Annotated in this window: 11 protein-coding genes; 5 read left to right on the forward strand and 6 right to left on the reverse strand. The window is 64.8% G+C overall.

What is annotated here, in order from left to right; all coding sequences use genetic code 11:
- Positions 1 to 37: 37 nt before the first annotated feature.
- From AB7G19_RS09915 to AB7G19_RS09925, 3 genes are all read right to left on the reverse strand, one after another.
- Entirely contained in the window at positions 38 to 889 is an 852-nt protein-coding gene (locus AB7G19_RS09915) for a carbohydrate ABC transporter permease (protein WP_085399493.1), read from the reverse strand.
- A gap of 3 nt (positions 890 to 892) precedes the next feature.
- Complete coding sequence (locus AB7G19_RS09920) at positions 893 to 1,822, reverse strand: carbohydrate ABC transporter permease (RefSeq protein WP_063981581.1); 930 nt, start codon at positions 1,820 to 1,822, stop codon at positions 893 to 895.
- Between the two features lie 149 nt (positions 1,823 to 1,971).
- Positions 1,972 to 3,285, reverse strand: coding sequence for an ABC transporter substrate-binding protein (locus AB7G19_RS09925; RefSeq protein ID WP_063981582.1), 1,314 nt, complete (start codon positions 3,283 to 3,285; stop codon positions 1,972 to 1,974).
- 120 nt (positions 3,286 to 3,405) lie between these two features.
- Here AB7G19_RS09925 and AB7G19_RS09930 point away from each other — a divergent pair, with 120 nt between their 5' ends.
- Positions 3,406 to 3,579 carry a hypothetical protein gene (locus AB7G19_RS09930; RefSeq protein WP_161495774.1) on the forward strand — a complete coding sequence of 58 codons (174 nt, stop codon included), beginning with the start codon at positions 3,406 to 3,408 and terminating at the stop codon, positions 3,577 to 3,579.
- Between the two features lie 234 nt (positions 3,580 to 3,813).
- On the opposite strand, the gene AB7G19_RS09935 is transcribed toward AB7G19_RS09930, so the two are convergent.
- On the reverse strand, positions 3,814 to 5,481 hold the full coding sequence (locus tag AB7G19_RS09935; RefSeq protein WP_085399492.1) for a SulP family inorganic anion transporter: 1,668 nt from the start codon (positions 5,479 to 5,481) through the stop codon (positions 3,814 to 3,816).
- Between the two features lie 323 nt (positions 5,482 to 5,804).
- Positions 5,805 to 7,295 (reverse strand): caspase family protein, encoded by a 1,491-nt coding sequence (locus AB7G19_RS09940; protein WP_085399491.1) that lies wholly within the window; start codon positions 7,293 to 7,295, stop codon positions 5,805 to 5,807.
- Between the two features lie 427 nt (positions 7,296 to 7,722).
- Here AB7G19_RS09940 and AB7G19_RS09945 point away from each other — a divergent pair, with 427 nt between their 5' ends.
- From AB7G19_RS09945 to AB7G19_RS09955, 3 genes are read left to right on the forward strand one after another with little or no spacing between them, the layout of a single operon-like run.
- Positions 7,723 to 8,754: a TRAP transporter substrate-binding protein gene (locus tag AB7G19_RS09945; protein ID WP_028147675.1), complete on the forward strand. Its 1,032-nt coding sequence runs from the start codon at positions 7,723 to 7,725 to the stop codon at positions 8,752 to 8,754.
- Position 8,755: 1 nt separating this feature from the next.
- Positions 8,756 to 10,630 carry a TRAP transporter large permease gene (locus tag AB7G19_RS09950; RefSeq protein ID WP_224517443.1) on the forward strand — a complete coding sequence of 625 codons (1,875 nt, stop codon included), beginning with the start codon at positions 8,756 to 8,758 and terminating at the stop codon, positions 10,628 to 10,630.
- Positions 10,631 to 10,642: 12 nt separating this feature from the next.
- The gene (locus tag AB7G19_RS09955; protein WP_085399490.1) at positions 10,643 to 11,620 is read left to right on the forward strand and encodes a hydroxyacid dehydrogenase; all 978 of its coding nucleotides are present in this window, start codon (positions 10,643 to 10,645) and stop codon (positions 11,618 to 11,620) included.
- Positions 11,621 to 11,834: 214 nt separating this feature from the next.
- Here AB7G19_RS09955 and AB7G19_RS09960 read toward each other — a convergent pair whose 3' ends face one another.
- On the reverse strand, positions 11,835 to 13,001 hold the full coding sequence (locus tag AB7G19_RS09960; protein WP_085399751.1) for an ABC transporter substrate-binding protein: 1,167 nt from the start codon (positions 12,999 to 13,001) through the stop codon (positions 11,835 to 11,837).
- 323 nt (positions 13,002 to 13,324) lie between these two features.
- Between AB7G19_RS09960 and AB7G19_RS09965 the strand changes: the two genes are divergently transcribed.
- Positions 13,325 to 15,715, forward strand: a complete 2,391-nt coding sequence (locus AB7G19_RS09965) for a bifunctional diguanylate cyclase/phosphodiesterase (RefSeq protein ID WP_085399750.1) — start codon at positions 13,325 to 13,327, stop codon at positions 15,713 to 15,715.
- Positions 15,716 to 15,800 lie beyond the last annotated feature (85 nt).

Consider the following 15,800-nt stretch of genomic DNA (forward strand, 5'->3'; position numbering starts at 1 on the left):
TTCCGCATGCCCACTTTCCTGATGATCCGGGGTGCTGTCAGCCCTTCACCGATCCAGTCAGTCCTGCGACGTAGTGCTCGACGAAAAACGAATAGGCGATAGCAACCGGGATCGATCCGAGCAGGGCGCCAGCCATCAGCGGTCCCCAGAAGAATACATCGCCGCGGATCAGTTCCGATGTGACGCCGACCGGCACGGTCTTCTGTCCAGGCGAGGACAGGAAGACAAGTGCGTAGATGAACTCGTTCCACGACAGGGTGAAAGCGAAGATGCCGGCCGAGAGGATGCCCGGGATCGCCACCGGGATGACGATGTAGAGCATGGCCTGCCAGCGCGAGGCGCCGTCAATGCGCGCGCATTCCTCGAGCTCCTTGGGCACCGCCTTGAAGTAGCCCATCATGAGCCAGGTGCAGAACGGAATGAGAAAGGTCGGATAGGTCAGGATCAATGACCAGGGCGTGTCACCCAGCCGATAGTTGCGGATGATCTCTGCCAGCGGAATGAAGAGCAGCGTTTGAGGCACCAGATAGGTGATGAAGATGCCGGTGCCCAGGCTGCCTGCAAATGGAAAGTTCAGCCGCGAGAGAGCATAGCCGGCGAACACGCCGCACACGAGCGAGATGGCGGTTGACGCGAGCGCGATGAACGTCGTGTTCCACAGCCACGATGCAAACAGCGTCTCCTCGAACAGGTACCTGACATGGTCCCAGGTCGGGTTCCAGGTCCAGAACGGATTGTAGTTGATCGAATTCCAGGGTCGGTAAAGCTCGCCGTCCGGCCGCACCGAAGTGATCACCATCCAGTAGAACGGGAACAGCAGGAAAAGCAGGAACATCGCCATGGGGACGTAGAAGAACGCCCACTTTCGCCACCTTGCGCCCTCGATCATGGCTCAGCGGACCTCCACGCGGCGGATGTAGAGAAGTTGGATGATAACGACCAGAAACAGGACCGGAAACATGGCGAGCGAGATGGCAGCGCCCTCGCTTAGGAGGCCGGTGCCGATGCCGATCTGATAGGCGTAGGTGGCGAACAGGTGCGTTGCATTGGCTGGTCCGCCGCCTGTCATCACATAGACGATCTGGAAGTCGGCGAACGTCTGAATCACCGAGAACAGCACCACGACCATGGTCACGGGCAGCAGCAGGGGCCAGGTGATGTGCCAGAACCGCTGCCACGGCCTGGCACCGTCTATGGCGGCGGCCTCGCTAAGTTCGGGACTGATGGTCTGCAGGCCGGCGAGCAGGCTGATGGCGAAGAATGGCACTCCGCGCCAGATGTTGACGATGATGATCGAGATCATGGCGAGGTCTGGATCGCCAAGCCAATTGATCCGACCGCTGATCAAACCGAGATGGTAGAGGAGCCAATTGAGGACGCTAAATGTCGGGTCGAACATCCACTTCCAGGCGAAAGTCGAGAGCACGGTCGGGATGATGAAGGGCAGCAGGATGAAAGCACGGGTGAAAGCCTTGCCGCGGAAATTCCGGTTGAGCAGCATGGCCAGCCACAGCCCGAGCGCCAGCTTGAAGACGGTGGTTACGCCCGTATAAAGAAACGTGTTGTAGACGGAGGTGCGAAAGATCCCGTCATTGAAGATCTTGTAGAAGTTGGCGAGGCCGACGAACTCGCCTGGAACGCCGACGCGCGAGTTGGTCACCGACAACAAGATGCCGCGCAAGAACGGATAGGCGATGAACGTACCGAGCAGCGCCAGGGTCGGCACCAGCAGCACGAATGCGAGCCAACGCTCGTCCTCAAGCAGCCGGATTCTGGGCCGCGGCGCCTGCGGCATGTAGACTTGGGTCTCGGCGATCGCCATCTCGCTTCACCTCTAAGCGCACGCCAACAGACGCGTCATGCGAAACTTTGATCGCGCCGCCTCACAGAGAGACGGCGCACCGTACAAGTCCGAGACGCGGGGCGCGCGGCAGCCACTTCGCAGCCGTGCGACGTGCTGCGCACGTACTTTCAAGAATAGACCTTCTTGAGTTCGACTTCCGCCCATTTCACGGAATCCTCCGCCGGAGCGCCCTGGATCGCTTTGGCGTACATATCTGTGATGATGTATTTGGTGAGCACTTCGGCAGCCTTCTTGCCTGATGAGGGCAGAGGGTACCCGGGCGTCTGACCCAGGAGGCCGGCGATCTTGAAGGGCGCCATGACCTTGTCCTCTTCCCACAACTTGTGTTTCTCCCATTCGTGGGTCGGCGGTGTCGCGAAACCTTTCTGGGAGACGAACCACGGCTCGTAGTTCGCCTTGGTATGGACCCACTTCAACAACGCCTTCGCACCGTCCTGATTCTTCGAATAGTTCGGAATGACGTGAGAGAAATAGGTGTGCATGGCGAATTGGCCGGCCGGGCCTTTGGGCAACGGCGAGTGCTGGATGTCGGTCTTCAGCTGTGCGCCTTTTTCAGTAATATATTTGTCGGGGTTGCGCAGCGATTCGATGTAGATCGAAGCGCCGTTGAGGGTGGCGCAGATGGTTTGCGACAGGAACGCACGGTTGTTGTTGGTGTCATCCCAGGCAAGCCCGCCCTCGTCGTGGGCTTCCTTCCAGAAAGCCGTCATGAACTTGACGGACTCGATGACCTCTTTCTTGTTGATGTTGACAGTCTTGCCGTCCTTCTCGACCTCAGTGCCGCCCCACGACCACATGTACGGGTAACTGAACGTCGGCGCGTCACCGAACGTGTGGCCGAGCGTCTGACCGATCGGCCGGCCCTGGGCCTTGAGCTTCTTGCCAACCTCGCGATACTTCTCCCAAGTGTCCGGGAAGGTCGATGAGCCGATCTCATCGAACCAGGATTTTCGGTAGGCGATCATGGCGCCGACGATGGTCCACGGCAAAGAGATCCATTTTTGGCCGTCGGCGGAGTTGGACTTGCACAGATCATAATAGCCATCTTCGGCCTCGCTCACACGACCTGCGATGTCGGACAGGTCGATGACGCTCTCCGAATAGATCTGCGGGTGGTTATTGAAGAGCATGATGATGTCGGGACCTGAGCCCGACTGGATCGCCGAGGTGATGCGCGGCTGCAGGTCATTGCCATTCACAGTCTCAAGATTGATCTTGATTCCCAGCGCCTTCTCGGCAGCAGGCAGCAGCTCCTTGCGCAATAGCTGATCGGAAGCTGGCACGAAGTCATTCCAACGCAGCCAGTGTACCGTGGTGCCCTGTGCAAAAACGGGAGCCCTGCCAGTGGCCAGGATGCCGGCCATGCCGCCCACAAGCGCCGTGCCGCCCTTGAGGATGTTACGTCGGGTTACCGTCGTCATGCATTCCTCCCTCGGTGTGTCTGAGCTAATATCCTTTGGCCAGTCTAACGCCGGCCTGGAGTGCCTTTCAGTCTATCGCGCCTCCGTGGCTCAACGCATGCGCCCGCGACAACGTGCGCATTGCATTGGCTCGATGATCCTTTGGTGGCCTTCCACTTGCAGCGCCGGGGTGGCGAGTTCGCCGCGAACCAGGGGGCGTTCTTCGCGGAGCAGCGGCGCGATTGCATCGCACCCAATCGTAACGGCGATACGATCGGCGGCCTGGATCATGTCGGCGCTGCAGCCAGCGCTTGAACCCTACCGTCATAACGATCCCTCCCGCGCAGCGACGGTATAGCCGCGGCCAAGCGGGTTTTCCCCGTCTTATATGAAGTTCGGTACCGGAAGCTGGCGCGACATCATTGTCGCCCGTCGCGGCAGGAAATCAAGTGCTAGCTTTGACGCGGCGGCCATGGGCTCACTCCGCGAACTGGCCGGCGACCAAAAGTATCGCTCCCTTTGGGGCGGCGGACCGAGTGAAGGCGGTGGTTATTTTGCCAGCTTGCGCACGGCCTCATCGACGCTGTGGAAGACGTGTTCGCGGGGCAGGGCGTCGAACAGTCTGAAACGTTCGAACGCGTTCTGCGCGCGCACCGATTCCAGCCGCGCCAGCGCGACGGTGACGCCCTGTTCGCTGCACGCCTTGAAGACGTCGAGCAGGATCTGCGCGGCGGTGAAGTCGATCTCGACCATGCCGCTCGCCTCCAGCACCAGCAGTTGCGGCGTCGAGGTGCCGAGCACCTTGGCCACGTCGCTGCGAAAACCCGGCGCGTTGAGGAAGGACAGCGGCGCCTGGAGCCCAATCACGGCGACGCCGGCGACGCGCTCGCCGGTGATGTGCGGATGCGCCGGCCACCAGATCGTGGTGCCCGGCACGCGCTCGAACTCGACGAGCCGCGCGCGCGTCGTGCTCCAGATGCCGTGCAGCAGCGACAGCACGATGCCGAGGAAGGCGCCCTGCTGGATCGGCAGCACGATGATCAGCGCGGCAGTGGCGACGATCAGCAGGAACTCGCTGAACGATTGCCGGTAGATCATGGCGATCTGCTTCACCCGGATGATCCGCAGCGCCACGAACAGCAGGATGCCGCCGAGCGCGGCGTCCGGAACGTGCTGCAGCAGCCCCGTCCCGAACGCGAGCAGCGCCAGCACGATTGCCCCGGCCGCAAGGCCCGCGAGCTGCGATTGTCCGCCGGTCTCGACAACGATCCCGGTTCGCGGCGGGCTGGCATTGACCGGAAACGCGCCGAACAGGCCGGATAGCACGCTGCCGGCGCCCGCCCCGAGGAAGTCGCGGTCGACATCGGCAGGCTTGTCGGGATCGGACGGGAACGACCGCGTCGTCGCCGCGGTCTGCACCATCACCACGACCGTGATGACGAAGGCGAGCGGCACCAGGCGCACCCATAGCTCCGGTGCCAGGTCAGGCAAGGTCGGCCGCGGCAGCGTGCCCGGCACCGCGCCGACGACGCTGACGCCCTTGCTTTCGAGGCCGAGCGCGATTGTGGCCAGCGTCGCGGCGACGAGCCCGATCAGCGCGCCCGGAATTTTCGCGCTGACCCTCTCGGCGATGAAGACCACGGCGAGCACACCAAGCCCGATGCAGAGCGTGAAGGGGTTCGTGCGGCCGAGTTCGGTCGCGAGCACGCCGATGCGTTCGAGTGTCGGCCCGCTTGGTGATGGAAGCCCGAGCACGCCCGGCAGTTGCGAGACGATGATGTGGACGGAGATGCCGGCGAGGAAGCCGACCATCACCGGCACGGACAGAAGATTGGCGATGCCGCCGAGGCGGAAAGCGCCGCTGGCCAGCATCATCGCGCCGACCATCAGCGCCAGCGCGATCGCAAGCCCCTGATACTCAGGCGAGCCGGTGGCAGCGAGCGCGGCAAGTCCGCCGGCGAAGATCGGCGTGATCGTGGAATCCGCGCCGCAGGACAGGAAGCGGTTGCCGCCGAGCAGCGCGAAACCGAGCGAGCCCGCCATGAACGCGAAGAAGCCGATCTGCGGCGCAAAACCGCCGAGCCGCGCCGTGGCCATCTGCTCGGGGATCGCAATCGCCGCCAGCGTCAGGCCCGCCATGAGGTCGCCGGGCAGGGCATAGGACGCGAGTGACCGGAACAGCGGCCATGAGCTCTTGGCGGGCGCGTCGTGCGGCATCGATATGGAATCCCCGGAAAGGCTGGCGTCAGCAGATCAGCCTACAGTACTTCCGGAAGGCCACAGAAGGCGAAATATCCGCAACTCTCGTGTCCCGGACGCGCTGCAACGCCCAGCGTTGCTGCGCAGAGCCGGGACCCATCGCGCCGCACAGTTCGCTGGTACATGGGCCCCGGCTCTGCAGCGCACCGCACCGGACGATGCGTCGCATCGCCGGGAGCGCTGCGCTCCGTCCGGGGCACGAGAGTTGCTGGCCGCTCACCATCAACAGAAATGTCCGCAGGCAGGGCCTGCGGACATCCATTCGCTTGGTGAACTGGGGCTCAATACCTGCCGCGGTTGTAGTCGCCGCGTCCGTAGCCGCCTCCGCCACGGCCGCCCATACCCATGCCGAGACCAATCCCGACGCCAATTCCGACGCCCACGGCTTCAGGTGGCGGGCCAGGTGGCGGCGCGCGCTCGTAGATCACTTCGTCGGGCGGCGGCCGGCGCGGCTTCGGCGGCGTCTCGACCACCTTTCGCTTCGGCGGCGTGTCGTCGACGCGCTTCTTGATGACGGGCGCCACCGCCGGATTGACCGGCGTTGCCGGTGTCGACGGCGCCGAGCACGGGCAGGTTGGGGCCATTGCGACCGCGACCGGAGCAGGGGCCGCTGCGGCCGCGACCGGCAAGGCATAGTTGCGGTTCTGCACGCGGAGCAGCAGCCGGCGCGCGGTTGCGGCGAGGTCGCTGTTGTCCCAATTCGCCAGATAGGCCTCGAACGAAGCGCGCGTGTTGATGGCGGTGGCGCGCTCCCAGGCCAGCATCTGGCGCCGGCGCTCCAGGATCGTGCGCAGGCGCGGCGTGTAGGAGGCCTGTGCGTAGAGCTCGACATAGGCCTGATACGCCTCGACGGTGTCGTCGGCGATCACCAGCTCATAGGCAGCCTTCGGCTCCTTGCCCTGCAAATCCTTGCGCCAGTCCGCGACGCTGCGCGTGCCGCTGGCGAGTGCCATGGCGGATGCGCCCGGGAGAGCAGGCTGTCCGCCGCTGCTCTCGCCGCCGAAGAACTTGAAGTCGGTCGTCAGCGACGAGCTTTCCCAGGGGATCTGCCGCCCGTCGGTCGATTGCGCCACGGCGATGCGGATGCGCTTGAACACTTCCTCGATCGGCAGGTTGGGCTGCTTGGCGACGGTCAGCGCGGCCGTGGTGTAGGGGCTGTCGACGCCGGAGCCGTCCTCTGCTTCCGCGCCGGGCGAGGTCGAATAGGAGATGAAGGAGCCGGGTGCACCGGCCTTGGTGTCGACGATCGCGAGCCCGTGGCCGGCGCCGCTGAGCGCCGGGAACGGATTGTTGCGGCAGGCGTCGAGCATGAAGATGCGTGCCCGCGTCGGCAGCGCGCCGAGCGTGTTGAGCAGATCGTTCAGCCGTACGCCCTGGAGCGGAATATCGGCCTCGCGCTTGGGATCGAGATCGACCGGCACCAGATAGTTCTCGCCGTCGATCTGGAGGCCGTGGCCGGCATAGAACACCAGTGCGACGGTGTCGGCGCCGCTGGCGCTGACCTTGCCGGCGAAATCGGAGATCGCAGCGCGCATCTCGTTCTGCGCCAAATTGGCCGCCGTGGTGACGGTGAAGCCGGCATTGCCGAGCAGCTCCGTCATGCCCCTGGCGTCGTTGGCTGCGTTGGGCAGCTCCGGCACGGTGCGATAGGCCGATTGACCGATCACGAGTGCGAGCCGCGCCTCGGCGTCGGCGTCCGTCGGTGTCATCAATTGCGCGAGCGCGACAAGGCTGGAGGCAAGAAACAAATTGCGAAGGACTGGACGGCGCATAGTGTCACCTCCATCGGCAATGCGCGCGATGATGTCACCTTTTCTAGGTCGCGGCCACGCGTCTGTCTGTGCACTGGATCACGCAGCAAGCTGCGGCAAAATGGGGCAGGGCGTCTGCCGGAGCCGCCGGGTATCGCTCCGGCGGCATCCATGTGAATTGCGCATTGATCCATGCACCAATTGGATTGATCCCCGCTGTTGCGCGAAGCGTCCTGTCGCACATCGGCCACCAGGCCGATCCGATCGAGAATCCCGGACAAACATGGTTGTTTTGACGGCGCCGATGCCGTCGATGCTCGCGACACGCCGCTTTGCGACGGCCGGCTGCAACCCTTGCCTGCCCCGTCGCTTTGGCCATACAGTCCGCGCAACAGGCCGCGGCAGCGATCTCGGCCGTAAACAAGAATATTCGGGGAGAGACCGCGCCATGACCATCGTGCCCGTGAGCCGTCGCACGTTCATCAAGTCGTCGACGGCGGTTACCGCCGGCCTCGTTCTCTCTCCCGCCATCATCGGTCGCGCCGAAGCGGCGACGCTGAAGCTGAAATGCTCCTCCTCGCTGCCGAACGATCCGAAATACGCCAACGGCCGCGTCTACTACGACAACCTCGTCAAGAACCTGAAGGGCAACGGGCTCGGCGAGCAGGTCGAGGTCGCCTTCTTTCCCGACAACCAGCTCGGGCAGGAGATCGACGTCATCAATTCGGTGAAGCTCGGCGTCATCGACCTCATGGTATCGGGTTCGTCGATCTCCGCCAACCTGGTGCCGCTGGTCGGCACCTTCGATCTCGGCTTTCTGTTCTCGAGCTTCCCGCAGCAGACCAAGGCGTTCGATTCCGGCGCCGCCAAGCCGATCGAGGACGCGCTGCTCAAGAGTGGCAACATCCGCATCATCGCCTGGGCCTATAATTTCGGCTCACGCAGCGTGCTCGCGAGGAAGCCGGTGAAGACGCCGGAGGATCTCGCCGGCCTCAAGATCAGGACGCTGCCGAATCCGGTGATCACGGAATGCCTGCGCCTGATGGGCGCCGCCGCGACGCCCCTGGCCTTCGGCGAGATCTACACGGCGCTCCAGGCCGGCGTGCTCGACGGGCTGGAGCACGATCCGCCGACGATCCTGGCCAGCAAGTTCTTCGAAACGGCAAAATTCTACTCGCTGACGCAGCACAATTTCTCGCCGCTCGCGATCTACTTCAGCGACGTGACCTACAACCGCATGGATCCGAAGCTGCGCGAGGGTTTCCTCGATGCCGCCAAGAAGGCCGCGGCCGACACGCGTGCCCATGGGCTTGCGGTCGAGAAGGAGGCGCTGACGGCTTTGACCGAGAAGGGCGTGACGGTGGCCGAATGCGACCGCGAAGCCTTCAAGAAGCGCGTCGCGCCGCAGCACGAGAACTTCATCAAGGCGCGGCCGGAGTCCAAGCCGGTCATCGACATCATCCGCGCGACGCAAGCTTGAGATGACCAAGTCTGAGATGGCGTTGACAGCCGCCGTGCCCCTCTCGGGCGGCCGCCACGGGAGCATTACGCTGCTGCTTCGCCTCAGCGACGCGATTGCGGCCATCCTCCTGGCCGCCGATCTCGTGGTCGTCTGCGCGTCGGTGCTGCTGCGCTTCTGCTTCAATGCGCCGGTCGAATGGTCTGACGACGTCGCGCGCGGCCTGATGGTCGGCTCGGCCTTCTTCGGCGCAGCGAGCGCGCTCGCGCGTGGCGAGAATGTCGGCGTGTCCTTCTTCCGCGATCTGCTGCCGGTGCGGCTGCGCACGCTGGTCGATGCCGCGAGTGCGCTTCTGGTCGTGCTGATCTCCGGCTATGTCGCCTACAACGCCATCAAGCTGGGATCGTTGACTTCAGGCCAGACCACCGGGTCCGGCCTGCCGCTGGAGCTGACCTTCTACCCGATGGGCATCGGCGCGCTGTTCATGACGGTGTTCGCGATCGACCAGCTCTGCGCGCGGCCGCTGCCCGACATCGTCAGGGGCCTCGTTGCCGTCGTCATCGTCAGCGGCCTCTATCTCGCCTGGGATTATCTGTCGCCGTCCACGGTGCCGTCGGCGGGCACGCTGATGTTTATCGGCTTCTTCGCAACCCTGTTCGGCGGATTGCCGATCGGCTTTGCGCTGGCGCTGGCCGCGCTGATCTTCATCTGGGTCGAAGGCGCGCTGCCCGGCGTGATCTTCGCCCAGCAGATGGCGCGCGGCATCGACAATTTCGTGCTGCTCGCGATTCCCTTCTTCATCCTCGTCGGCTACCTCATGGAAGCCAACGGCATGTCGGTGCGGCTGATCGAGTTGCTACAGCGCGGCGTCGGCCGTATGCGCGGCGGCCTGAATGTCGTGATGGTGGCCTCGATGGTGCTGTTCTCCGGCATCTCGGGCTCGAAGATGGCGGATGTCGCCGCGGTCGGCTCGGTGCTGATCCCGGCGGCGCGACGCTCGAAGCAGAACCCGGGCGGCGCGGTGGCGCTGCTTGCCGCATCCGCGGTGATGGCGGAGACCATTCCGCCCTGCATCAACCTGATCATCCTGGGTTTCGTCGCGAACCTGTCGATCGGCGGCCTGTTCGTCGCGGGGCTGTTGCCGGCGGCGCTGATGGCGCTGGTCCTGATCGCGGTGTCCATCATCTTCGGCAAGCGGCCGGCGGATACCGAGGACGTTGCGCCGCAGATGCCGGTGTCGGGCCTGTGGAGCGGCGCCATCGCCTCGTTCGGCCTGATCTTCATGATCTTCTTCGGCTTCAAGAGCGGATTTGCGACGGCGACGGAGATCTCCGCGTTTGCCGTGGCCTATGCGCTCGTCGTCGGCAGCGTCGTGTTCCGCGAGCTCACCTTTAGGTCGGCCGCACACAGCTTCGTGCAGGGCGCGACGCGCGCGGGGCTCGTGCTGTTCATCGTCGCCGCGGCGCAGTCGCTGGCGTTCACGCTGACCTTGCAGCAGGTGCCGCATGCGGTCGGCGATTTCATGCTGGGACTGTCCAAGACCTCAGGCGTCTGGCTGTTCATCCTGCTCGCGATCGCGGTGCTGATCGTGATGGGCTCGGTGTTGGAAGGCGCGGCCGCGTTGATCATCTTCGGGCCGCTGCTGCTGCCGGTGGCCGTGCAGCTCGGTGTCGATCCCCTGCATTTCGGCGTCGTGCTGGTCATCGCGATGGGCATCGGCCTGTTCGCGCCGCCGCTCGGGCTCGGACTCTACGGCGCCTGCCTGATCGGCAACGTGCCGATCGAGCAGACGGTGAAGCCGATCATGGGCTATCTCGGCCTGTTGTTCCTCTGCCTGCTCGTCATAGCCTTCGTGCCATGGCTCTCGACCGCGCTGCCGCGGGCATTCGGCTATTAAGGGAGTCTCGTCTTGAAAGTGTTGCTCGCCCATACGCCGGAGATGCGTCGCAATTACTACGGCGACCGCAGCCTGAACGGCCTGCGGGCAGCCGCCGAGGTGATCCTGCACGAGAGCGACGATACGCTGGACGCGGTTACCCTCGTGCGTGCGGCGAAAGATGCCGACATTATCGTCGCCGACCGCATGACGGAAGGGCGCGGCGAGATCTTTGCGCAACTGCCGCGCCTGCGTGCCTTCGTCCGCTGTGCCGTCGACATCCGCAACGTCAATGTCGATGCGGCCTCGCAAGCCGGCGTGCTCGTGACGCGGGCCGGTCCCGGCTTCGTGCAGGCGGTGGCCGAGCTTGCGATCGGCTACATGGTCGATCTCTCCCGCGGCGTCTCGCGGGCGACGGCGGATTACCAGGCCGGCCGCGAGGTCGAGGCGCGGATGGGCCGCCAGCTCGCCGGCAGCCGGATCGGCATCATCGGCTATGGCAGCATCGGGCGCTATCTCGCCGAAATCGCCAAGGTGATGCGCATGGAGGTGCTGGTCTCCGATCCCTTCGCTGATGTCAGCGACAGCGCGATCCGACAGGTCAGTCTCGACGAGCTTCTTGGGGCCTCCGACTATGTCGTCTGCCTCGCCATCGCCAACGAGAAGACCGAGAATTTGATCGGCGAGGCGGCGCTGGCGCGCATGCAGAAGTATGCCGTGTTCATCAATCTCTCGCGCGGCAATCTCGTCGACGAGGCTGCGCTGGCACGCGCGCTGCGCGAAAACCGCATCGCCGGCGCGGCGATGGATGTCGGCCGCGCGCCCGACCAGATGCCGAGCCCGGAGCTGGCGAGGCTTCCCAACGTTATCGCGACGCCACATGTCGGCGGGCTGACGCCACAGGCGATCGAATACCAGTCGCTGGAAACGGTGCGGCAGGTCGAAGCGATCGTCAAAGGCGAGGTCCCGCAAGGCGCCGTCAACGCCGACCGCTGGACGCGGCGGCCTTGAAGACTTACTAGCCGACAGCACAGCTCTCTCCGTTCCCTCTCCCCCTTGCGGGGGAGGGGCAGGGAGAGGGGTGCCGCACGGGGATTCTTTCCGTCGCGCACCGAGCGGTGCATCGTCGGCAACAAGCACCTTTTCCTGGGCTGCCCCTCTCCCCAACCCTCCCCCGCAAGGGGGGAGGGAGCGCACCTTTTTCGTGGCGCTAGTCGGGGCTAGCCTACAGCCGGTCCACCGCCCTGAACGTCCCGTCCTTCTGGATCACGGTCAAGAACACCTTCAGCGGCGCGTCGGTCATGCGCGCGCCGACGGTGACGATGCTGCCGCTGATGTCGAAGCGGCCGACGTCGTTGATGGCGCGCAGGAGGCTCGCGCGGGTCGGCTGCGGCCCGGCCTTCTCCAGCGCCGCGGCCGCGAGGCGGCCGGAGAGATAGCCTTCGAGCGAGACGAAGTCCGGTGTCAGCGTCGGGTCGAACGCGTTCTGCGCCGCCTGGTAGTCGGCGACGAGCTTTTGCGAGCGATCCCAGGGAAACGGCACGACCTGCGAGACGATGACGCCTTCGCCGTCGGGGCCGAGCTCTCGGGCGAGCGCATTGGCGCCGACGAAGGAGATGTTGACGAAGGTCGGATGGAAGCCGCTGCGATGCGCGAGCTTGATGAACTCCGCGCAAGGGCCGTAGGTCCCGACCATGACGACGGCTTCGGGCTCGGCGCGCTTGATCATGCGCCAGGCCGCGCCGACCGCGCGGGTGTTGCGCTCGAAGGTGCCTTCGGCGGCGAGCTCGAGGCCGCGCCTGGCGAGTGCGCGCTTCACGCCGGCGAGACCGTCGCGTCCGAAGGAATCGTCCTGATAGAAGATGCCGATGCGGGTGAAGTGGCGATCCTCGGTGAGGTGCTTGACCCAGGCCTCCGCTTCAGCGCCATAGCTTGCGCGAATGTTGACGACGTTCGCAAGCTCGAGGTCGCGCAGGAATTCAGCGCCGGTGAAGGGGCCGATGAAGGGGATGTTCCTGGTGCTGGTGATCGGTATCGTCGCCATCGCGGTCGGCGTGCCCACCGCGCCGATCAGCGCGAACACCTTGTCGTCCTCGATCAGCCGCAGCGTCTGCGCCACCGAGCGGTCGGGATCGTAGCCGTCGTCGCGGCTGATGAGCTGGAGCCTGCGGCCGTGGACGCCGCCCTTTTCGTTGATCTCGGTGAATGCCGCGACGATGCCTTGCCGCATCCGCTGTCCGAGCGCGGAGGAGGGGCCTTCGAGCGCGGCGGCCTGGCCGAACAGGATTGTATCGTCGCTGACGCCGACCTCGTCGCCTTTCGCTGCAGGATTGGCCGCGGCGAGTAGCGCGACGGCCAAAGCGACGCAGGCCGCTGATCGCGATCGTGTCATGAGGATGCTTGCCGGATAAGGGAATACCTGCCGGAAACGATAGTCCCGTCGTCCTGAACAGCTCGCTAACCCCTGATGTAACGGTGCTCCGTAGGACTCCGGGGAAAAGCGGCAAATTGCTCGCACAATGGGCCCTGCTTGCAGGCCAATCGTTAACTAAGCCACGCAATGCGCGACGACCCGGTTTCGAAATTGTGCGGTTCTTAACCGCGATCCTGGTCCGATAGCGTTCCGGCAGCTCAACCAGAAGTGGGTTGCCGCGACGAGGGGACTTGCGGATCAAGATGGGCGGTCGGGGGCGGAACGATCAGGATAGAGAACGTATGACCGGATGGTGGCGCGCCGCGCCGCTGCTCGGACTCTATCGCCCTGCGCTCGTCGCAATCGGCGTCGGTCTTCTGTTTTCGCTCGTCGGCGCCGCCGCCGTGGCGCGATGGGAAAATCGCGTCAACAAGATCGAGTTCGAGAACGCCGCTGAAACCGAAGCCATCGTCATGCAGAACGGCATGAGCGAGTACATCTCCAGGCTCGTCGCGCTGCGTACGCTGTTCGAATCGACCAACGAGGAAATCACCCGCAGCGAATTCGAGACCTTCAGCTCCCGGCTGTTCGAACGTCATCCCGGCATGCTACGCATCTCCTGGCTGCCGCGCGTCAACCGCAAAGAGCGCGCCGAATACGAGGCCGCCGCGGCCACGGACGGCGTGTCCGGCTATCGCATCAAGTCGCTCCAGGGCGAGACCTTCGCGACCGCGCCGCAAGCCGATGAATATTTCCCGGTGTTCTACTCGACCCAGCCGAAGACGTCGTCGGTCTACGGCATGGATTACGCGACCGTTCCAGAGCGCCGCGCAGCCCTCGAGCGCGCGCGCGACAACGACCGCGTCGCCGCCATTCGCACGCGCCTCTACGAACCGAAGGAGGGCGGCCGGCAGCCCGACGTGCTCGTTGCCATTCCCGTCTACGCCAAGGGAACCTCGCGCGAGGCGGTGGCGGACCGGCGCCGCAATCTGGCGGGCTTCGTCGTCGGCGTCTTCGACCTGCCGCTGCTGATCCAGTCCATTCGCGTGACCACGGGAGCAAGCCCCGCGGTCAGCGTGAACGTCTATCCGCCCTTCACGGGACAGATCGTCAGCCTGGAACAGACCCTGCCGGACTATTCGTCGGCCGCCACGTCGCCGCAGTCGATGCGGGACGTCGCCCGGGCGCTGCACTGGTCGGGCAGCCTCAAGATCGGGGATACCGACTGGCAGGTGCGCGCCATGCCGACGGCCGGCGGTTCGCTGGAGACGGCCTACGACCGCGCGGTTGCGGTCATCGTCGTCGGCATGCTGCTGACGCTGTCGCTCGCGACCTATCTGATGCTCGCAAGCCGCAACTCGCGGCGGCTCTCGCTGGCGAACCGGCGGGTGCTGGAACTCGCCCAGACCGACATCCTGACCGGGCTGCCGAACCGCGCCTTCTTCCTGACCCGGCTCGACATGATGAACAGCCAGTTGAGCGTGCGGGGCCTGCCGTTCGCGATCCTGATGCTCGATCTCGACCGCTTCAAGAACGTCAACGACTCGCTCGGCCACGGTGCGGGCGATGTGCTGCTGCGCCAGGTGGCGCTGCGGCTGAGATCTGCGCTGCGCGCCACCGACGTGCTGGCGCGGCTCGGCGGCGACGAGTTCGCCATCATCCAGGAGGCTTGCGACGATCAGCGGACTTGCGCGACCGAGCTCGCCGCGCGGATCGCGAAGCTGGTCGCCGAACCGTTCCTGCTGCCCGGCCATCGCGTCGAGATCGGCACCAGCATCGGCATCGCGATCGCACCGGACCACGGCAGCGACCAGGAGCAGCTGCTGAAGAAGGCGGACCTCGCGCTCTACCGCTCGAAATCGGCCGGCCGCAACTGCTTCACCATCTACGACGAGGCGATGTCGGCCGAGCTCGAGGCTCGCAATACGCTGGAAGGCGATTTGCGCGATGCCATCGCGCAGTGCCAGCTCGAAGTGCACTATCAGCCCTTTATGGACGTCGCCAGCGGTTGCCGTCGCGGCTTTGAGGCGCTGGTGCGCTGGCGGCATCCGAGCCGCGGCCTGATCCCGCCGGACCAGTTCATCGGGCTTGCCGAGGAAACCGGGCTGATCGTGCCGCTCGGCGAATTCGTGCTTCGGCGCGCCTGTGCGGACGCCGCCGCCTGGCCGTGCGATCTCATGGTTGCCGTGAATCTGTCGCCGATCCAGTTCAAGGAAGCCGAGCTGTTCGAGACGATCTGCGCGGCGCTGGCAGATTCCGGCCTGGCGCCGCAGCGGCTGGAGATCGAGATCACCGAATCCGTGCTGCTGGAACGCGGCGTCGAGAACCTTGCCTTCATGGAGCGGCTAAAGCACATCGGCATCGAGCTCGCGCTCGACGATTTCGGCACCGGCTATTCGTCGCTGAGCTATCTGACCACGTTCCCGTTCGACAAGATCAAGATCGACAAGTCCTTCATCCGCAACCTCACGCATCAGCCGCGCAGCTCCGCGATCATCGCCTCGATCGTGACGCTCGCACGCGGCCTCGACATGTCGGTCACCGCCGAAGGCGTCGAGACAGCTGAGGAGTTCGAGCGGCTGACGGCGCTCGGCGTCAATTTTGCGCAAGGCTATCTGTTCGGACGCCCGCAGCCGGTCGACCAGATCGCATTCGACGAGACCGCTCAGCCTTCGCAGCGCAACGCGGCCTGAGCGCGCGGCCCAAAGGGGCATCTCGTGAAAATCGCTTGACCCAGACGGCCCTGGATGGTCGGTAGCACCATCTAGGGATGAAATA

The organism is Bradyrhizobium sp. 215_C5_N1_1 (assembly GCF_052075935.1).
Lineage (GTDB): Bacteria > Pseudomonadota > Alphaproteobacteria > Rhizobiales > Xanthobacteraceae > Bradyrhizobium > Bradyrhizobium barranii.